This window comes from Streptococcus oralis, from assembly GCF_016127915.1.
Taxonomy (GTDB): Bacteria; Bacillota; Bacilli; order Lactobacillales; family Streptococcaceae; genus Streptococcus; species Streptococcus oralis_BO.
Genome location: NZ_CP066059.1, coordinates 336,328 through 354,661, shown reverse-complemented (window position 1 = coordinate 354,661; position 18,334 = coordinate 336,328). Strand labels below are relative to the sequence as shown.

Sequence of the window (18,334 nt, the reverse complement as noted above, 5' to 3'; positions counted from 1 at the left end):
ACAAAAACTCAACTTTCTATCTGAAAACGAGAGAGAGTTGAGTTTTTTTTAAGGCAATTTTGGTATAATAATCATAACAAGGAGGAGTTTCTGATGATAAAAATCTTATTAGTAGAAGATGACCTAGGTCTGTCAAACTCAGTATTTGACTTTTTAGATGATTTTGCAGATGTCATGCAGGTTTTTGATGGAGAAGAAGGTCTCTACGAAGCTGAAAGTGGCGTCTATGATTTGATTTTGCTTGACCTGATGTTACCTGAAAAAAATGGCTTCCAAGTCTTGAAAGAGTTGCGCGAAAAAGGAATTACCACACCAGTCCTTATCATGACGGCCAAAGAAAGTTTGGATGACAAGGGACATGGTTTTGAGTTGGGAGCGGATGACTACCTCACCAAACCTTTCTATCTAGAAGAACTCAAAATGCGGATTCAAGCTCTTCTCAAACGTTCAGGTAAGTTTAACGAAAACACCTTGACCTATGGAGATATTGTCGTCAACCTTTCAACGAATGAAGTGAAGGTGGAAGACACGCCTGTGGAACTACTCGGAAAAGAGTTTGAGTTATTGGTTTATTTCCTTCAAAACCAAAATGTTATTCTTCCCAAGACGCAAATTTTTGACCGTCTATGGGGGTTTGATAGCGATACGACGATTTCTGTTGTAGAAGTCTATGTCTCAAAAGTTCGTAAGAAATTGAAGGGAACAGCCTTTGCTGAAAATCTTCAAACCTTGCGTAGTGTCGGGTATATTTTAAAAGATGTTCAATAAACTAAAAAAAACATGGTATGCAGATGATTTCAGCTATTTCATTCGAAACTTTGGAGTGTTCACCCTGATCTTCTCTGCGATGACCTTGATTATCCTCCAGGTCATGCACTCGAGTCTCTACACTTCTGTTGATGAAAAACTCCAAGCCCTTAGTAGCAGTCCCCAAGCGGTTATACAGTTAGCCCTGAATCGGGCAACTGAGGAAGTCAAGGATATTCAACCAGCAACAGCGGATGCTAGCAAGGCTGAAATCAAACCCAATGTCAGCTCCAATACGGAAGTCTTGCTCTTTGACAAGGATTTTAACCAACTCTTACTGGGCAATCGCTTTTTAGGCTTGGACAAGATCAAACTGGACAAGAAAGAGTTGAATCATATTCGCCAAATCCAAGTTGTCAATAGCTACGGTCAGGAAGAAACCTATCGGATGATCTTGATGGAAACCAATTCTTCATCCGTGTCAAGCAATGTCAAATATGCGGCGGTTTTAATCAATACCAGCCAGCTCGAGCAAATCAGCCAAAACCACGAGCATTTAATTGTTGTAGTCATGGCTAGTTTCTGGCTCCTGTCTTTAATTGCCAGTGTTTATTTGGCACGTGTCAGTGTCAAACCCTTGCTGGAAAGTATGCAAAAGCAGAAGTCCTTTGTCGAAAATGCCAGTCACGAACTGAGAACGCCTTTGGCCGTTTTACAAAATCGTTTAGAAAATCTCTTTCGCAAACCAGAGGCAACGATTATGGAATCCAGCGAAAGTATTGCTTCCAGTCTTGAAGAAGTTCGTAACATGCGCTTCCTCACGACCAATCTTCTCAACCTTGCACGTCGCGATGATGGAATTAAACCAGAAATAGCAGAAGTATCACCACAGTTCTTTAAGACGACCTTTGCTAACTATGAGTTGATTGCTTCTGAAAATGATCGTATTTTTGAGTATGAAAATCAGATTTATCGTCCCTTCATGACCGATCAGTTGCTCCTAAAACAGCTCATGACCATCTTATTTGACAATGCCATCAAGTATACTGAAGAAGATGGCAAGATTGAGTTTGTGGTCCATGCTACAGATCGCCATCTCTATCTAACAGTAACAGATAATGGGATTGGAATCTCAGCTGCCGATAAGAAGAAAATCTTTGACCGATTTTATCGTGTAGACAAGGCGAGAACCCGTCAGAAAGGTGGCTTTGGTTTGGGACTTTCTTTGGCCAAGCAAATCGTAGATGCCTTACGAGGAACGATTAGCGTAAAAGATAACAAACCCAGAGGAACAATTTTTGAAGTTAAGATTGCCATCCAATCTCCTTCAAAACGTAAGAATAAATAAAAAAGACAGTTAGATAACTGTCTTTTTTGATAACTAGAAAAGAGGTTGGTACTACTACCAACCTTTATTTTGAAAGTTTTCGTTTAATAATCTTTCGTTGAAGTTGTAAAAGTGCGAAGCTTGTTGCCATAGCAGCGACAAAGGATAAAGCTGTATTTAATTTTATAGCTAAAAAGATAAAACTAAATAGTGCCATAAAAATACAGAAACAAGCGATATTTACAAAAAATAAAATCTCTTTTAGGTTAGGGCCGACTGGGGCTTCAGGTGTGTAATCTTGGTAAAGCGGAGTTTGTTTCGATTCGGGAGCTTGTTCAAACTCATAAGCTTCTAGTTTTCTTGCGGACATGATTCTCTCCTTAACAATACATAACTATTTTATCATTTTTTATGCAGAGAATTATTACAGAATTGTTACAAAACTACTAAAGTCTCTTATCATCTTCTAAGTAGCTCTTCTTGACACCCACTAGGGAAAATGGTAGCATGGATGTTACACTTAAAACAGATGACCTAACCTTCTCTATTATAAATATACTGAGAAAGGAAAGGATAACTTATATAAATTGATAGCAAGCTGAGGCTTTTTCCTAAGATGATTTGTTGAGTTGCTACCTGGATACTTTTGAAGAGTATTGGTAGGAGTTGTTTTGAATGGATGGAAGGACAGAGATTCTGTCTATTGGTCTGGGTGGCTTTTAAACTACCTCTGGGAAATGTTAAAGGAGATAAGCATGTATCTTGCTATCAAAGAAATAGTACGAAACAAACTTCGATATAGTTTGATTCTAACTACCATTTTTCTTATCGCTTTTATGGTCTTTTTTATGACCAGTCTAGCTCTTGGTCTTGTGCGAAACAACCGAGCAGCTATTGATAATTGGCAAGCAACGGGTGTCGTTTTATCCGATTACGCAAATGATAATTTGACAGCATCCTTTATTCCTGAAAAGGACTACAAGGATAAGAGTTCTGAAGAGGCTGCTCCATTGGGTTATATGTTTGCTGTAACCAATCTAGTCGATGGTAGTGAAAAGGTCAATGTTTCCATTTTTGCTCAAGAGTGGGATTCTTTTATCTCTCCGAGTTTGACGGAGGGTCGTTATCCTGAAGGAGATGATGAGGTTGTCGTGGATCAGTCTTTTGAGAACTATGGGATGAAGCTAGGTGATGCCATTCAGCTCAATGGAAGCGAGGCAAGTTACAAGATCGTAGGCCTGACACAAGGAAATAAATTTTTCACCGAGCCTGTTGTCTTTACGAGTCTGACAACTTATTGGACCTTACAAGGAACCTTGAAAGCCAATCGTTCCATCTCTGCCTTAGTATTGAAAAATGACATAGAAGTGACTGGCGATGGTCTAAAACAGATTTCCATTCCAAAAATGATATCAAAAATTCCTGGTTACACACCTCAGGTTAATGTATTTTCAGGGATGATTCTTGCTATGATTGTCATTACAGGCTTGATTGTGGGTATTTTTGTCTATATCATTACCATCCAAAAACTAGGACTTTATGGAATAATGCGAGCTCAAGGAATACAGATCAAAACCATTGTATGGTCTCTGTTCTGTCAAATCTTCCTCCTAGCTGGTATGGGGATTGCTTTAGCCTTGCTGGCAATCGGAGGAGTGATTTTAGTCTTACCAGCTACCTTCTTTTTCTATCCGAGTTGGATAGCTTACTCTGTCCTAAGTTTGGTAATTTCCTTGATGGCCCTTCTAGGTGGTGTCATTTCACTTCCACGCTTGCTAAAGGTGGATCCGATTACTGCGATTGCAGAATGATAAGGAGAATAGTATGACAGCATTGATTGAAATGACTCAAGTGACAAAAACCTACGGGGAAGGAAAGATGAAAGTCGTTGCCCTGCATGAGACAAATTTTCAGCTAAATGCAGGAGAGTTCGTAGCTATTGTTGGGCCTTCTGGCTCTGGCAAGACAACCTTTCTAACAACTCTAGGACAACTACAGGAAGCTTCGAGTGGAAAGATTCTAGTAAAGGGGAAGGAAACAGGCAGTTTGACGGAGAAGGAGAAAACAGACCTCCGTTTTAGAGAGTTTGGTTTCATTCTCCAGGCTTCAAACCTAATTCCTTTTCTAACGGTTAAGGAACAGCTGGATTTGATTGACAGACTGGATAAGGGGGAAAATAGTAAAAGTGACCGAAAAGAGCTGTTTGACTTGTTGGATTTGGAAAAAGTTCAAAATCATTATCCCAAAGCTCTATCGGGTGGCGAACGTCAACGTGCGGCGATTGCTAGAGCGCTCTATAACAATCCAAGCATTGTGCTTGCAGATGAGCCGACAGCCAGTCTAGATACCCAGCGTGCCTACCAAGTAACGGAGATGTTGGCTGCCATTGCCCATGAACAAGGTAGAGGAGTTGTTATGATTACTCATGATACTCGTCTTCTTGATAAGGTTGACCGTATTTATGTCATGAACGATGGCCACCTAGTTGAAGAAACACATGCATAAAATAGAGTGAATAGTACAAGTTACTGTTCACTTTTTTGATTGGGAAAGATAGAAATCAGTTTAACCTTTTGTGAAACTCTCAGTAACCATAGCTGATTTTTGAGAAATGTGGTATAATTTTTCTTATGGAAAAGATTATCATTACAGCAACTGCTGAAAGTATTGAACAAGTTGAACAGTTACTCGAAGCCGGCGTAGACCGTATCTACGTCGGTGAGAAAGATTTTGGCCTTCGTCTGCCAACGACTTTTAGTTATGAAGACTTACGCACCATCGCTAAGTTGGTTCATGAAGCAGGCAAGGAACTGATTGTCGCGGTTAATGCCCTCATGCATCAAGATATGATGGACCGTATCAAGCCTTTCCTAGACTTCTTGGAAGAAATTAAGACAGACTACATCACAGTTGGGGATGCAGGTGTCTTTTATGTAGTCAATCGCGATGGCTATTCCTTCAAGACTATCTACGATGCTTCAACCATGGTGACAAGCAGTCGTCAGATTAACTTCTGGGGTCAAAAGGCTGGCGCATCTGAGGCGGTTTTGGCGCGTGAAATTCCATCTGCTGAACTCTTCAAGATGCCTGAGATTTTGGAAATTCCTGCTGAAGTGTTGGTTTATGGAGCTAGTGTCATTCACCATTCTAAGCGTCCGCTCTTACAAAACTACTATAACTTCACGCACATCGATGATGAAAAGACACGTAAACGTGACCTCTTCTTAGCAGAACCGAGTGACCCTGAGAGCCATTACTCTATCTTTGAAGATAATCATGGTACCCACATCTTTGCAAATAACGACCTTGATTTGATGACCAAATTGACAGAATTAGTAGAACATGGTTTCACTCACTGGAAGCTAGAGGGGCTCTACACACCTGGTCAGAATTTTGTAGAAATTGCTAAACTCTTTATTCAAGCGCGTGGCTTGATCCAAGAGGGGAATTTCAGCCATGACCAAGCCTTCTTGTTAGATGAGGAAGTGCGCAAGTTACACCCTAAAAACCGTTTCCTCGACACAGGATTCTATGATTACGATCCTGATATGGTTAAATAGGACACCAAAACCCGAAATAAAAATGTTCGGGTTTTTCCAGTGTATCCATGAAATAAAAACGGATACATGTTATAATAAAAATAGCTCTTTAATGGAGGTATTTAAGTGGAGAATCTGAAAAAGATGGCAGGTATCAAGGCTGCTGAGTTTGTCAAGGATGGTATGGTTGTTGGACTCGGTACTGGATCAACTGCCTACTATTTCGTAGAGGAAGTAGGTCGTCGGATCAAGGAAGAAGGTTTGCAGATTACTGCTGTAACGACTTCCAGTGTGACCAGTAAACAGGCTGAAGGTCTTAACATCCCGCTCAAGTCGATTGATCAAGTAGACTTTGTCGATGTGACGGTTGATGGGGCGGATGAAGTAGATAGCCAGTTTAACGGGATCAAAGGCGGTGGTGGTGCCCTTCTGATGGAGAAGGTTGTCGCAACGCCCTCAAAAGAATATATTTGGGTGGTAGATGAAAGCAAACTGGTAGAGAAACTAGGTGCTTTTAAATTGCCAGTAGAAGTGGTTCAGTATGGTGCAGAACAGGTCTTTCGTCGGTTTGAGCGAGCTGGCTACAAACCAAGTTTCCGTGAAAAAGACGGTCGACGTTTTGTGACCGATATGCAGAACTTTATCATTGACCTAGCCTTGGATGTCATTGAAGATCCGATTACTTTCGGGCAAGAATTGGACCATGTCGTTGGTGTCGTAGAGCATGGCTTGTTCAACCAAATGGTGGATAAGGTCATCGTTGCTGGACGAGACGGGGTTCAGATTTTAACTTCAACAAAAGCAAGATAACTAAGATAGTAAGGAGACAGACTATGTCAAAATTTAATCGTATTCACTTGGTGGTACTGGATTCTGTGGGAATCGGTGCTGCTCCAGATGCTAATAACTTTGTCAATGCAGGGGTTCCAGATGGTGCATCTGACACACTAGGACACATTTCTAAAACAGTTGGTTTGAATGTGCCAAACATGGCTAAAATCGGTCTAGGAAATATTCCTCGTGAAACTCCTCTAAAGACTGTACCAGCTGAAAGCAATCCAACAGGATATGCAACAAAATTGGAAGAAGTTTCCCTTGGTAAGGATACCATGACTGGTCACTGGGAAATCATGGGACTCAACATTACCGAGCCTTTCGATACTTTCTGGAACGGATTTCCAGAAGAAATCCTGACAAAAATCGAAGAATTTTCAGGACGTAAGGTCATTCGTGAAGCCAACAAACCTTACTCAGGAACAGCTATTATCGACGATTTCGGACCACGTCAAATGGAAACTGGGGAGTTGATTATCTATACTTCAGCTGACCCAGTTTTGCAGATTGCTGCCCACGAAGACATCATTCCTTTGGATGAATTGTACCGTATCTGTGAATACGCTCGTTCGATTACCCTTGAGCGTCCTGCCCTTTTAGGTCGTATCATTGCCCGTCCATATGTTGGTGAACCAGGTAACTTCACTCGTACAGCAAATCGTCGTGACTTGGCAGTATCTCCATTTGCACCAACTGTTTTGGATAAATTGAACGAAGCTGGTATCGATACGTACGCTGTTGGTAAAATCAACGATATCTTTAACGGCGCTGGTATCAACCATGACATGGGCCACAACAAGTCAAACAGCCATGGAATTGATACATTATTGAAGACCATGGGACTTGCTGAGTTTGAAAAAGGATTCTCCTTCACAAACTTAGTTGACTTTGATGCCCTTTATGGACACCGTCGCAATGCTCATGGTTACCGTGATTGCTTGCATGAGTTCGATGAGCGTTTGCCTGAAATTATCGCTGCCATGAGAGAAAATGATCTTCTCTTGATTACTGCTGACCATGGAAATGACCCAACCTATGCTGGAACAGACCACACTCGTGAATATATTCCACTTTTAGCTTACAGTCCTGCCTTTAAAGGAAATGGTGTCATTCCAGTTGGGCATTTTGCAGATATCTCAGCAACAGTTGCGGATAACTTTGGTGTTGAAACTGCCATGATTGGTGAAAGTTTCTTAGATAAATTGGTATAAGATGACGCGATATGCTATACTTGTTCGGGGCATTAATGTAGGTGGGAAAAATAAAGTTGTCATGGCGCAACTTCGTCAAGAACTGACAGAGTTGGGACTGGAAAAGGTTGAAACCTACATCAACAGTGGCAATATTTTCTTTACTTCGACAGACTCCAAAGCCCGATTGGTTGAAAAGTTAGAGTCTTTCTTTGAAATCCATTATCCATTTATTCAGAGCTTTTCCTTGCTGAGTCTTGAGGACTTTGAAGCGGAACTTGAAAATCTGCCTGAATGGTGGACCAAAGATTTGGCACGAAAGGATGTCCTCTTTTACACCGAGGGCTTGAATGTGGCTCAAGTCATTGAGACAGTTGAAAGTTTGGAATTGAAAGATGAAATCGTTCATTTTGGAAGACTTGGTATTTTCTGGGGGAAATTCTCTGAGGAATCCTACTATGCAACTGCCTATCACAAGTACTTGCTCAAAATGCCTTTTTATCGCCACATCACCATTCGCAATGCAAAAACCTTTGACAAAATCGGTCAAATGCTAAAAAATAATAAAGGAGACACACAATGACATTTTTAGATAAGATCAAGGAAACAGCTGCTTTCCTGAAAGAAAAGGGAATACTAGCACCTGAGTTCGGTCTAATCCTTGGATCAGGACTTGGAGAATTGGCAGAAGAAATCGAAAATCCAGTTGTAGTAGATTATGCAGATATCCCAAACTGGGGCCGCTCTACAGTAGTCGGACACGCTGGGAAATTGGTATATGGTGAACTTGCAGGTCGCAAGGTCTTGGCCCTTCAAGGTCGCTTCCATTTCTACGAAGGCAACCCTCTTGAAGTCGTGACTTTCCCAGTTCGTGTAATGAAAGTCCTCGGATGTGAAGGTGTCATTGTAACCAATGCAGCTGGTGGTATTGGCTATGGTCCTGGTACTTTGATGGCTATCTCAGACCATATCAACATGACCGGGCAAAATCCATTGATGGGTGAAAACTTGGATGACTTTGGTCCACGTTTCCCAGATATGTCTAAAGCCTACACACCAGAATACCGTGCTACTGCCCATGAAGTGGCAAAAAAACTTGGTATCAAGCTTGATGAAGGTGTCTATATCGGTGTAACTGGTCCGACTTATGAAACACCTGCAGAAATTCGTGCCTATAAGACATTGGGAGCAGATGCAGTTGGTATGTCCACTGTTCCTGAAGTTATTGTGGCCGCCCACTCAGGATTGAAAGTTCTCGGTATTTCATGTATTACTAACCATGCTGCAGGTTTCCAAGAAGAACTCAACCACGAAGAAGTTGTGGAAGTGACAGAGCGTGTCAAAGGTGACTTTAAAGGCTTGCTGAAAGCGATTCTTGCTGAATTGTAATCCTATGAAAGCACGACTCCAAACTCTGCCCTACGGACTAAGATTACTTCTAGCCACCTTATCATTGGGAATAGGGGCTGGGCTAGTCGGCATTGCCTGCCATTATCTACTTGAAGGTGTGCAAAGGCTGGCTTTTGGCCAAGCTAGTTCGGATTTGCTCCAACTATTCCAAGAAGCTGGGAATCTCCGTAGATTCCTAGTCATATGTATGACAGGATGCTCGGCAGCTGGCTTCTGGTATATCCTGCAAAGGCGCTATAAAATCTTCTCTATTCGCCAGCAAATTGACCTAGCTGGAGCCAGAAATCCAGCACTCTTAGCCCACCTCCTTCATGCAGGTATGCAGGTTGCGATTGTCGGAGCAGGTGCATCGGTCGGAAAAGAAGGAGCACCACGCGAGGTCGGGGTTCTTCTAGCTGGTCGCTTGTCAAAGGGGTTCTCTCTAGCCCTTAAAGAACGGAAGGTATTGGTTGCCTGTGGGGCAGGAGCTGCTCTAGCTGCGGTTTATCAGGTTCCCTTTGCTAGTAGCTTGTTTGTTTTTGAGACCTTAGGACTTGCCTATAGTTGGCAGAACTTTTTGATGGTTTTGGCTAGTACTTATCTGGCAACTTGGGTGGCTCAGCCCATTGTTGGTCAGGATGCTATTTATCACCTATCTGCGGTCTCATGGTCGGTCAGCGGTTTCTTACAAGCTATTCTGATTGCGTTATTGGTCACTCCTCTAGCACTGGTTTTTCGATCCTTAGCCAAGCAAGCTAATCGCAAACGCCGCAAGGATGAGACGATCCTCTGGGCTCTTCCTCTAGCCTTTCTAGTGTTGGGGAGCCTTGTATCCTTTTTCCCTATCTTTATGGGAAATGGTCAGGTACTAGCGCAGGCCTTGTTATCTCGCCAGCCGGTTCCCTATCTTCCACTGACTCTTGCAATGAAGGGGCTTTTGGTTTATCTCCTCTTACGCAATGGTACCTATGGGGGAACCTTGACACCATCATTTGCCTTGGGGATTGGGTCTGGTTACTTAGTGACCTTGCTTTTGACAGTAGTTGGCGTCCACCTGGATCCAGCTCTAGGAATGTTACTAGGAGCAACAGTCTTTTTAGGGACGACCTTACAAGCTCCTCTGACGGCTATTGCCCTAAGCCTTGGATTTACAGGTCAGGATTGGAGTTTGACAATACCGCTTGTACTAGCGGCAGGAATGTCTTACATGGTTCGAAAGAGATGGGAGAAAGGACAATGAAGGTACACTTTGTACTGCATGAAACATTTGAGGTTCCGGGTGTTTATCTAAAATGGGCTCTAGAACGAGGACATCACATTACATCAACAAAGGTTTATGAAAAAGAACCTCTTCCTGAAACAATTGACGGGATTGATTTTCTGATTGTTATGGGTGGTCCTCAATCACCTGATGAGGATAGAGAAAACTTCCCATACTATGATCCAAAGGCTGAGCTTGCTTTTATGAAAGAAGCGATTGCTGCAGATATCTATATTGTTGGTGTCTGTCTTGGTGCGCAACTCCTATCTGTTGCCTATGGTGCGAAGTATGAACATAGTCCAGAGCGCGAGATCGGCGTTTATCCTGTGACATTGACGATGCAAGGTCTAACAGATCCTCATGTCAGCTTGTTCGGAGAAACCATAGAAACCGGCCACTGGCACGGTGATATGCCAGGGCTGACAGATGAAGCTGTCGTCTTGGCGACCAGTCAAGGTTGTCCACGCCAAATTATTCGCTTCAGTCCGAAACATTATGCCTTTCAGGCTCATTTGGAATTTGATGCAGAAGCAGTAGAATTATTGATTGCTGCGGATGGTGAAGAGCAATTAAGAGAGCAAAGTGAAAAGTTACCTTTTGTTCAAACACCAGAAGAATTACGTGGAAATGATTATTCCGAAATGAATGCAAAACTGTATGCATTTTTAGATTCATTGGTAAAATAGGAACTACAGAAAGGCAGAGTATCTGAGTTATAGTCAAACTCGGGCTAACTATTCTGCGAAATATTTAAATTTAAAATCAAGAAAGAAAGGATGGGTAAACCGTATTCGCTGAACTGAATACGGGCGGAGAACTATGTAAAAAAGATAAACTGTCTAGCATCTGCGATGCGTCGTTAGTTTCCTATTTTTACTTTGTTCTCTGTCGCCCTTTATATCTTAACTATGTCTATCCATATTGCTGCTCAGCAGGGTGAAATTGCTGATAAAATTCTTCTTCCGGGGGATCCTCTTCGTGCGAAATTTATTGCGGAGAACTTCCTTGAAGATGCTGTTTGTTTTAACGAGGTTCGTAACATGTTTGGCTACACTGGTACTTACAAGGGTCACCGTGTATCTGTCATGGGAACTGGGATGGGGATGCCATCGATTTCGATTTATGCGCGTGAGTTGATTGTGGACTACGGTGTGAAGAAATTGATTCGTGTGGGAACTGCTGGTTCTTTGAATGAAGATGTTCACGTCCGTGAATTGGTCTTGGCACAGGCTGCTGCAACCAACTCAAACATCATCCGCAATGACTGGCCACAGTACGATTTCCCACAAATCGCTAGCTTTGATTTGCTAGATAAGGCCTACCATATCGCCAAAGAACTCGGTATGACCACCCACGTTGGGAACGTTTTGTCGTCAGATGTCTTTTACTCAAACTACTTTGAAAAGAACATCGAGCTTGGTAAATGGGGAGTTAAGGCTGTGGAAATGGAAGCGGCAGCTCTTTACTATCTTGCTGCCCAACACCATGTTGATGCACTCGCTATTATGACTATTTCTGATAGCTTGGTCAATCCTGATGAAGACACTACTGCAGAAGAACGCCAAAACACCTTCACTGATATGATGAAAGTCGGCTTGGAAACCTTGATTGCAGAGTAAATTTGTAATAGAAAATCCTGATTTCATTTGAAATCAGGATTTTTTCATGGATGCGATTTTTTCTGGATCTGGTGTGACACGGAGGGTCTTTTGTCCAGTATAAGTAACAAAACCGGGTTTGCCACCTGTTGGTTTGTTGAGTTTTTTGACTTCTATCATATCAACCTGCACCAGATTTGACAGACGTCCCTTGGAGAAGTAGGCAGCTAGCTCCGCTGCATCTGTCTTAACTTCGTCAGAAGGATTAAGATTTCCTGAGATGACGACATGGCTTCCTGGAATGTCCTTGGCATGGAACCAAAGTTCTTCCTTGCGGGCCATTTTAAAGGTCAATTCTTCGTTTTGAAGATTGTTTCGACCGACATAGATAATGGTTTTGCCATCGCTCGCCAGATACTGTTCTGGTTTTTTGCGTTTCTGGATTTTTTCACGTTGGCGTCTTCTAATGAAGCCTGTTTGGATCAATTCTTCACGGATTTCAGCGATTTCTTCCAGTCCAGCTTGGTTGAGGACGGTCTCGACACTTTCCAGATAGAGAATGGTTGACTTTGTTTCTTCAATCAGCTCAGTCAGATATTTGACAGCTTCTTTAAGCTTCTGATAGCGTTTAAAGTAGCGCTGGGCATTCTGGCTGGGAGTCAAGGCCTTATCAAGCGTGATGGTGATAGGCTGGTTGGTGTAGTAATTGTCCAAAACAACCTGATCTTGGTCATTGGGAACTTGGTGGAGGAAAGTTGTCAGCAACTCTCCTTTTTGGCGAAACTCCTCAGCATTGTCTGTCGCCAGTAATTCTTTTTCTTGTTTTTTGAGTTTGTGGCGATTTTTCTGAAGCTCGTTTTCAACGCGGCGAATGAGTTCGCTGGCCTGCTGTTTGACGCGATCGCGCTCTGCCTTGTCTTTGTAGTAGGTATCCAGAAGATCAGAAAGACTGGCAAAAGGCTCTCCTACACGATTCGCAAAAGGAACTGGACTGAAGGAAGTCTCCGTTAGGTAGGGCTTGGTTACTTGCCCGAAGAAGTTTCGGAAAGTAGACAGTTTATCACTGACAAGAATGTTTTCCAATTCATTTGCCGTATCACGTCCTAGACCTTGAAAGAGACTTTGAAGATTTTTTGCTGTTAGTTCCTGTGTTTGTAGGATTTCAAAGAGTTTTTCATCCTTGACAGTAAATGGATTGAGAGACTCGGTACTCGGCGGAGCGATATAGGTAGATCCTGGAAGTAAGGTGCGGTAGCTATTTTGTGAAAAGCCGACGTGTTTGATGACTTCGAGGATTTTATGGCTACTTTTATCTACGAGGAGAATATTACTGTGTTTGCCCATGATTTCGATAATCAAGGTAGCCTGGATATGGTCTCCAATCTCGTTTTTATTGGAAACGGTAATTTCCACGATACGGTCATTTTCCACTTGCTCAATTGACTCAATCAGGGCACCTTGCAAATACTTTCTCAAAACCATGATAAAAGTAGAAGGTTGGGCTGGATTTTCAAAAGTCGTTTGAGTCAGCTGAATGCGTCCAAAAACGGGATGAGCAGAAAGGAGCAGGCGATGACTTTGGCGATTGCTGCGGATTTGCAAGACCAACTCTTGTTCAAAAGGTTGATTGATCTTCTGAATGCGACCATTGACCAACTCGCTTCGCAATTCCTCAACCATGTGGTGTAAAAAAAATCCGTCAAATGACATCGTTCTCTCCTTGTGATTGTATTCCATAGTATTATATCAAAAAGGTAGAATAAAATCATGGAAATATGGTATAATAAAGCCAAGTAAAGAGAATCGAGAAGCACATGTATATTGAAATGGTAGATGAAACTGGTCAAGTTTCACAAGAAATCTTGCAACAAACCCAAGAGATTTTGGAATTTGCTGCCCAAAAATTAGGCAAAGAAGACAAGGAGATGGCAGTTACTTTTGTGACCAATGAGCGTAGCCATGAACTCAACCTTGAGTACCGTGATACAGATCGCCCGACAGATGTCATTAGCCTTGAGTATAAACCAGAGTTGGATATCTCCTTTGATGAGGAAGATTTGCTTGAAAATCCTGAATTGGCAGAGATGATGTCTGAGTTTGATGCCTATATTGGGGAGCTTTTTATCTCTATCGATAAAGCGCATGAGCAGGCTGAGGAATACGGTCACAGCTTTGAGCGTGAGATGGGCTTCTTGGCAGTACACGGCTTTCTACACATTAACGGCTATGATCACTACACTCCGGAAGAAGAAGCGGAGATGTTCGGTTTACAAGAAGAAATTTTGACAGCCTATGGACTCACAAGACAATAAACGAAAATGGAAAAATCGTGACCTGGTATCTAGTTTAGAATTTGCTTTGACAGGTATTTTTACCGCTATCAAGGACGAACGCAATATGCGAAAACATGCAGTGACGGCTCTGGTAGTCGTCCTTGCAGGTTTTGCTTTTCAGGTGTCACGGATCGAATGGCTCTTTCTCCTAATGAGCATTTTCTTAGTAGTAGCGTTTGAGATTATGAACTCCGCTATCGAAAATGTGGTGGATCTAGCCAGTCACTATCACTTTTCTATGTTGGCAAAGAAAGCCAAGGACATGGCAGCAGGAGCCGTGCTTGTGGTTTCCCTTCTTGCTGCGGTGATTGGTGCACTTATCTTTATCCCACGCATTTGGGATATACTATTTTAAACAATAAGAGGAAATTATGACATTTAAATCAGGCTTTGTAGCCATTTTAGGGCGTCCCAATGTTGGGAAGTCAACCTTTTTAAATCACGTCATGGGGCAAAAGATTGCCATTATGAGTGACAAGGCGCAGACAACGCGCAATAAAATCATGGGGATTTACACCACAGATAAGGAGCAAATCGTCTTTATCGACACACCAGGAATTCACAAGCCCAAAACAGCTCTTGGGGATTTTATGGTGGAATCTGCCTACAGTACCCTGCGTGAGGTGGATACTGTTCTATTCATGGTGCCAGCTGACGAAGCGCGTGGTAAGGGCGACGACATGATTATCGAGCGTCTGAAAGCTGCCAAGGTTCCTGTGATTCTGGTGGTGAATAAGATTGACAAGGTTCATCCAGACCAGCTTTTGTCTCAGATTGATGACTTCCGCAACCAGATGGACTTTAAGGAAATTGTTCCTATCTCAGCCCTTCAGGGAAATAACGTTTCTCGACTAATCGATATTTTGAGTGAAAATCTAGAGGAAGGTTTCCAGTATTTCCCAGCTGATCAAATCACAGATCATCCTGAGCGTTTCTTGGTTTCAGAAATGATTCGTGAGAAGGTTCTTCATTTGACACGTGAAGAGATTCCACACTCAGTTGCCGTAGTGGTTGACTCTATGAAACGGGATGAAGAGACAGACAAGGTTCACATCCGTGCAACCATCATGGTGGAGCGAGATAGCCAAAAAGGGATTATCATCGGAAAAGGTGGCGCCATGCTCAAAAAAATTGGTAGCCTGGCCCGTCGTGATATCGAACTCATGCTAGGAGACAAGGTCTTTCTAGAAACTTGGGTCAAGGTCAAGAAAAACTGGCGTGATAAAAAGCTAGATTTGGCTGACTTTGGCTATAATGAAAAAGAATATTAAGTAGAGGTGGGCTCATGCCTGCTTCTTGTTTTTACAGAAGGAGGACTTATGCCTGAACTACCTGAGGTTGAAACGGTTCGTCGTGGCTTAGAAAAATTGATCTTGGGAAAGAAGATTTCGAGTGTAGAGATTCGTTATCCCAAGATGATTAAAACGGATTTGGACCAATTTCGAAAGGAAGTGCCTGGTCAAGTAATTGAGTCCATGGGGCGTCGTGGCAAATATTTACTTTTCTATCTGACAGACAAGGTATTGATTTCTCATCTGCGGATGGAGGGCAAGTATTTTTATTATCCAGATCAGGTTTCTGAACGCAAGCATGCCCATGTTTTCATTCTGTTTGAAGATGGTGGCACTCTTGTATATGAGGATGTACGCAAGTTTGGTACCATGGAACTCTTGGCGCCAGATCTTTTGGATGCCTACTTTGTTTCCAAAAAACTAGGGCCTGAGCCAAGAGAGCAGGACTTTGATTTGCAGGTCTTTCAAGCTGCCCTAGCCAAGTCTAAAAAGCCTATCAAATCCCATCTCCTAGACCAAACCTTGGTAGCTGGCCTTGGCAATATCTATGTGGATGAGGTCCTCTGGCGAGCTCAGGTCCATCCAGCTAGACCTTCCCAGACTTTGACGGCAGAAGAAGCGTCAGCTATTCATGACCAGACCATTGCTGTTTTGGGACAGGCAGTTGAAAAGGGTGGCTCGACTATTCGGACCTATACCAATGCCTTTGGGGAAGACGGAACCATGCAGAACTTCCATCAGGTCTATGATAAGACTGGACAAGCATGTTCCCGCTGTGGGACAGTGATTGAGAAATTCCAGCTCGGTGGACGAGGAACTCATTTTTGTCCTCAGTGTCAAAGGAGGGGCTGATGGGAAAAATCATCGGAATCACAGGAGGAATTGCTTCTGGTAAGTCAACTGTGACAAATTTTCTAAGACAAAAAGGCTTCCAAGTGGTCGATGCTGACGCAGTCGTCCATGATCTACAAAAACCCGGGGGTCGTCTTTATCAGCTCTTAGTTCAGCACTTTGGGCAGGAAATCATCCTCGAAAATGGAGAACTCAATCGCCCTCTCCTAGCTAGTCTCATCTTTTCAAATCCTGAGGAGCAGGAATGGTCTAAACAAACCCAAGGAGAGATTATTCGTGAGAAATTGGCTGCACTGAGAGACCAGTTAGCTCAGACAGAAACGATTTTTTTCATGGATATTCCCCTACTTTTTGAACAGGACTACAGTGCCTGGTTTGATGAGACATGGCTGGTCTATGTGGACCGAGATGTTCAGGTGGAACGTTTCATGAAACGGGATCATCTTTCTAAGGAGGTAGCAGAGTCTCGTTTGACCGCCCAGTGGTCTTTAGAAGAAAAGAAAAAATTAGCGAGTCATATACTAGATAATAATGGCAGTCGTGATCAGCTTGTGGCTCAAGTAGTGAAGTTACTTGAAGGAGGCGATAGCTGTGCAAGAGATTAGTTGGAAAGAGAATCTTCGTGTCGCCTGGTTTGGCAGTTTTCTAACGGGCGCCAGCATTTCCTTAGTCGTTCCTTTCATGCCTATCTTTGTAGAACAGTTGGGAATTGAAGGGGACCAAGTTGCTTTTTATGCTGGATTAGCCATCTCAGTTTCCGCTGTTTCAGCAGCTCTAGTTTCTCCCATCTGGGGTATTCTTGCTGACAAGTACGGTCGAAAGCCCATGATGATTCGAGCTGGGCTTGCCATGACCATCACTATGGGAGGGTTGGCCTTCGTGCCAAATATCTATTGGCTACTCTTTTTGCGCTTGCTCAATGGTGTATTTACTGGTTTTGTCCCCAATGCAACAGCCTTGATTGCTAGTCAGGTACCTAAAGATAAGTCTGGAGCGGCTCTGGGGACTCTATCTACAGGTGTAGTTGCGGGAACACTGACGGGCCCCTTTGTTGGAGGCTTTATTGCTGAAATTTTTGGCATTCGCAATGTCTTTTTATTGGTAGGCGCTTTCCTATTTTTAGCTGCAATCCTAACCATTTTCTTTATCAAGGAAGATTTTCAGCCAGTGGCTAAGGAGAAGGCTATCCCAACGAAAGAAGTATTTTCTTCTTTCAAGTATCCTAGGCTTTTAGTGAATCTATTTTTGACGAGCTTTGTCATTCAATTTTCAGCTCAATCAATTGGCCCCATTCTAGCTCTCTATGTGCGGGACTTAGGGCAGACTGAGAATCTCCTCTTTGTATCAGGATTGATTGTATCCAGCATGGGATTTTCTAGTATGATGAGTGCTGGAATTCTAGGAAAACTTGGCGATAAGGTAGGGAATCATAGATTGTTGGTCGCGGCGCAGATTTATTCCGTCATCATTTACCTTCTTTGTGCCCATGCAACCAGCCCCCTTCAACTTGGCTTGTATCGTTTTCTCTTTGGTTTGGGAACGGGCGCTCTCATACCGGGAGTTAATGCCCTTCTTAGCAAAATGACTCCAAAATCAGGTATTTCACGGATTTTCGCCTTCAATCAAGTCTTTTTTTACCTTGGTGGAGTGATTGGACCTATGGCGGGATCCGCAGTTGCAGGATATTTGGGCTACCATGCTGTCTTTTATGCGACAGCAGCCTGTGTGGCTTTCAGTTGTTTATGTAACTTAGTGCAATTTAGATCATTATTAAAAGTAAAGGAAATCTAGTGCGAGTAAAAATCAATCTCAAATGCTCCTCTTGTGGCAGCATGAATTATCTAACCAGTAAGAACTCCAAAACCCATCCAGACAAGATTGAGGTGTTAAAATATTGTCCAAAGGAAAGAAAAGTAACTTTACATCTTGAATCTAAGTAGAATTTATGGTAAAATAATAGGGATTTTAAGGA

General features: G+C 42.7%; 21 protein-coding genes. 19 read left to right on the top strand and 2 right to left on the bottom strand.

All coding sequences use genetic code 11. From position 1 onward, the window contains the following. Positions 1-93: 93 nt before the first annotated feature. Both ciaR and I6H78_RS01680 read left to right on the top strand, forming a co-directional pair. Complete coding sequence (gene ciaR / locus I6H78_RS01685; protein WP_000590630.1) at positions 94-768, top strand: two-component system response regulator CiaR; 675 nt, start codon at positions 94-96, stop codon at positions 766-768. Continuing rightward, the gene (locus I6H78_RS01680; RefSeq protein ID WP_198459739.1) at positions 758-2,095 is read left to right on the top strand and encodes a sensor histidine kinase; all 1,338 of its coding nucleotides are present in this window, start codon (positions 758-760) and stop codon (positions 2,093-2,095) included. Before ciaR ends, I6H78_RS01680 begins: the two co-directional genes overlap by 11 nt. Before the next feature lie 64 nt (positions 2,096-2,159). Here the strand turns inward: I6H78_RS01680 and I6H78_RS01675 are convergent, their stop codons facing one another. Further along, positions 2,160-2,444, bottom strand: coding sequence for a DUF3270 domain-containing protein (locus tag I6H78_RS01675; protein ID WP_198459738.1), 285 nt, complete (start codon positions 2,442-2,444; stop codon positions 2,160-2,162). A 385-nt stretch (positions 2,445-2,829) separates the two neighbouring features. Here I6H78_RS01675 and I6H78_RS01670 point away from each other — a divergent pair, with 385 nt between their 5' ends. The 10 genes from I6H78_RS01670 (at position 2,830) to deoD (ending at position 11,906) form a co-directional block, all read left to right on the top strand. Beyond that, positions 2,830-3,885 (top strand): ABC transporter permease, encoded by a 1,056-nt coding sequence (locus I6H78_RS01670; protein ID WP_198459737.1) that lies wholly within the window; start codon positions 2,830-2,832, stop codon positions 3,883-3,885. 13 nt (positions 3,886-3,898) lie between these two features. Then, positions 3,899-4,579, top strand: coding sequence for an ABC transporter ATP-binding protein (locus I6H78_RS01665; protein WP_198459736.1), 681 nt, complete (start codon positions 3,899-3,901; stop codon positions 4,577-4,579). A 125-nt stretch (positions 4,580-4,704) separates the two neighbouring features. Further along, a complete protein-coding gene (locus I6H78_RS01660) occupies positions 4,705-5,634 on the top strand; it encodes a peptidase U32 family protein (protein ID WP_084851842.1) in 930 nt (309 codons plus the stop codon). 105 nt (positions 5,635-5,739) lie between these two features. Next, a complete protein-coding gene (rpiA, locus tag I6H78_RS01655) occupies positions 5,740-6,423 on the top strand; it encodes a ribose-5-phosphate isomerase RpiA (protein WP_198459735.1) in 684 nt (227 codons plus the stop codon). Between the two features lie 23 nt (positions 6,424-6,446). Continuing rightward, positions 6,447-7,658 (top strand): phosphopentomutase, encoded by a 1,212-nt coding sequence (locus tag I6H78_RS01650; protein ID WP_049549987.1) that lies wholly within the window; start codon positions 6,447-6,449, stop codon positions 7,656-7,658. A gap of 1 nt (position 7,659) precedes the next feature. Further along, positions 7,660-8,220: a DUF1697 domain-containing protein gene (locus tag I6H78_RS01645; RefSeq protein ID WP_198459734.1), complete on the top strand. Its 561-nt coding sequence runs from the start codon at positions 7,660-7,662 to the stop codon at positions 8,218-8,220. Further along, complete coding sequence (locus I6H78_RS01640) at positions 8,217-9,026, top strand: purine-nucleoside phosphorylase (RefSeq protein WP_038806187.1); 810 nt, start codon at positions 8,217-8,219, stop codon at positions 9,024-9,026. Before I6H78_RS01645 ends, I6H78_RS01640 begins: the two co-directional genes overlap by 4 nt. Before the next feature lie 4 nt (positions 9,027-9,030). After that, positions 9,031-10,266, top strand: coding sequence for a chloride channel protein (locus tag I6H78_RS01635; protein WP_198459733.1), 1,236 nt, complete (start codon positions 9,031-9,033; stop codon positions 10,264-10,266). After that, entirely contained in the window at positions 10,263-10,973 is a 711-nt protein-coding gene (locus tag I6H78_RS01630) for a type 1 glutamine amidotransferase (RefSeq protein WP_198459732.1), read from the top strand. The genes I6H78_RS01635 and I6H78_RS01630 overlap by 4 nt, the downstream gene beginning before the upstream one ends. Positions 10,974-11,195: 222 nt before the next feature. Beyond that, positions 11,196-11,906 carry a purine-nucleoside phosphorylase gene (gene deoD / locus I6H78_RS01625; protein ID WP_000022091.1) on the top strand — a complete coding sequence of 237 codons (711 nt, stop codon included), beginning with the start codon at positions 11,196-11,198 and terminating at the stop codon, positions 11,904-11,906. 33 nt (positions 11,907-11,939) lie between these two features. On the opposite strand, the gene pavA is transcribed toward deoD, so the two are convergent. Then, positions 11,940-13,595, bottom strand: coding sequence for an Rqc2 family fibronectin-binding protein PavA (gene pavA / locus I6H78_RS01620; protein ID WP_198459731.1), 1,656 nt, complete (start codon positions 13,593-13,595; stop codon positions 11,940-11,942). Between the two features lie 104 nt (positions 13,596-13,699). Between pavA and ybeY the strand changes: the two genes are divergently transcribed. Genes ybeY through rpmG form a run of 7 tightly spaced genes read left to right on the top strand, consistent with a single transcriptional unit; the run spans position 13,700 to position 18,302 of the window. Next, the gene (gene ybeY / locus I6H78_RS01615; protein WP_198459730.1) at positions 13,700-14,197 is read left to right on the top strand and encodes an rRNA maturation RNase YbeY; all 498 of its coding nucleotides are present in this window, start codon (positions 13,700-13,702) and stop codon (positions 14,195-14,197) included. After that, on the top strand, positions 14,178-14,573 hold the full coding sequence (locus tag I6H78_RS01610) for a diacylglycerol kinase family protein (RefSeq protein ID WP_198459729.1): 396 nt from the start codon (positions 14,178-14,180) through the stop codon (positions 14,571-14,573). Before ybeY ends, I6H78_RS01610 begins: the two co-directional genes overlap by 20 nt. 16 nt (positions 14,574-14,589) lie before the next feature. After that, complete coding sequence (gene era / locus I6H78_RS01605; protein ID WP_198459728.1) at positions 14,590-15,489, top strand: GTPase Era; 900 nt, start codon at positions 14,590-14,592, stop codon at positions 15,487-15,489. Positions 15,490-15,537: 48 nt separating this feature from the next. Further along, positions 15,538-16,362 carry a DNA-formamidopyrimidine glycosylase gene (gene mutM, locus I6H78_RS01600; protein WP_198459727.1) on the top strand — a complete coding sequence of 275 codons (825 nt, stop codon included), beginning with the start codon at positions 15,538-15,540 and terminating at the stop codon, positions 16,360-16,362. Next, complete coding sequence (gene coaE / locus I6H78_RS01595; RefSeq protein WP_198459726.1) at positions 16,362-16,967, top strand: dephospho-CoA kinase; 606 nt, start codon at positions 16,362-16,364, stop codon at positions 16,965-16,967. Before mutM ends, coaE begins: the two co-directional genes overlap by 1 nt. Beyond that, the gene (locus I6H78_RS01590) at positions 16,954-18,153 is read left to right on the top strand and encodes a multidrug efflux MFS transporter (protein WP_033584091.1); all 1,200 of its coding nucleotides are present in this window, start codon (positions 16,954-16,956) and stop codon (positions 18,151-18,153) included. The genes coaE and I6H78_RS01590 overlap by 14 nt, the downstream gene beginning before the upstream one ends. Beyond that, positions 18,153-18,302 (top strand): 50S ribosomal protein L33, encoded by a 150-nt coding sequence (gene rpmG / locus I6H78_RS01585; protein ID WP_007519517.1) that lies wholly within the window; start codon positions 18,153-18,155, stop codon positions 18,300-18,302. Before I6H78_RS01590 ends, rpmG begins: the two co-directional genes overlap by 1 nt. The last annotated feature ends 32 nt before the right edge of the window (positions 18,303-18,334 follow it).

Coding starts and splice junctions, on each gene's coding strand:
- pavA (WP_198459731.1), bottom strand. CDS start 13,595: ATGTCATTTGACGGATTTTTTTTACACCACATGGTTGAGGAATTGCGA.
- I6H78_RS01610 (WP_198459729.1), top strand. CDS start 14,178: ATGGACTCACAAGACAATAAACGAAAATGGAAAAATCGTGACCTGGTA.
- I6H78_RS01650 (WP_049549987.1), top strand. CDS start 6,447: ATGTCAAAATTTAATCGTATTCACTTGGTGGTACTGGATTCTGTGGGA.
- I6H78_RS01660 (WP_084851842.1), top strand. CDS start 4,705: ATGGAAAAGATTATCATTACAGCAACTGCTGAAAGTATTGAACAAGTT.
- mutM (WP_198459727.1), top strand. CDS start 15,538: ATGCCTGAACTACCTGAGGTTGAAACGGTTCGTCGTGGCTTAGAAAAA.
- I6H78_RS01630 (WP_198459732.1), top strand. CDS start 10,263: ATGAAGGTACACTTTGTACTGCATGAAACATTTGAGGTTCCGGGTGTT.
- I6H78_RS01675 (WP_198459738.1), bottom strand. CDS start 2,444: ATGTCCGCAAGAAAACTAGAAGCTTATGAGTTTGAACAAGCTCCCGAA.
- deoD (WP_000022091.1), top strand. CDS start 11,196: ATGTCTATCCATATTGCTGCTCAGCAGGGTGAAATTGCTGATAAAATT.
- ybeY (WP_198459730.1), top strand. CDS start 13,700: ATGTATATTGAAATGGTAGATGAAACTGGTCAAGTTTCACAAGAAATC.
- I6H78_RS01680 (WP_198459739.1), top strand. CDS start 758: ATGTTCAATAAACTAAAAAAAACATGGTATGCAGATGATTTCAGCTAT.
- I6H78_RS01640 (WP_038806187.1), top strand. CDS start 8,217: ATGACATTTTTAGATAAGATCAAGGAAACAGCTGCTTTCCTGAAAGAA.
- era (WP_198459728.1), top strand. CDS start 14,590: ATGACATTTAAATCAGGCTTTGTAGCCATTTTAGGGCGTCCCAATGTT.
- I6H78_RS01670 (WP_198459737.1), top strand. CDS start 2,830: ATGTATCTTGCTATCAAAGAAATAGTACGAAACAAACTTCGATATAGT.
- ciaR (WP_000590630.1), top strand. CDS start 94: ATGATAAAAATCTTATTAGTAGAAGATGACCTAGGTCTGTCAAACTCA.
- I6H78_RS01665 (WP_198459736.1), top strand. CDS start 3,899: ATGACAGCATTGATTGAAATGACTCAAGTGACAAAAACCTACGGGGAA.
- I6H78_RS01635 (WP_198459733.1), top strand. CDS start 9,031: ATGAAAGCACGACTCCAAACTCTGCCCTACGGACTAAGATTACTTCTA.
- coaE (WP_198459726.1), top strand. CDS start 16,362: ATGGGAAAAATCATCGGAATCACAGGAGGAATTGCTTCTGGTAAGTCA.
- I6H78_RS01645 (WP_198459734.1), top strand. CDS start 7,660: ATGACGCGATATGCTATACTTGTTCGGGGCATTAATGTAGGTGGGAAA.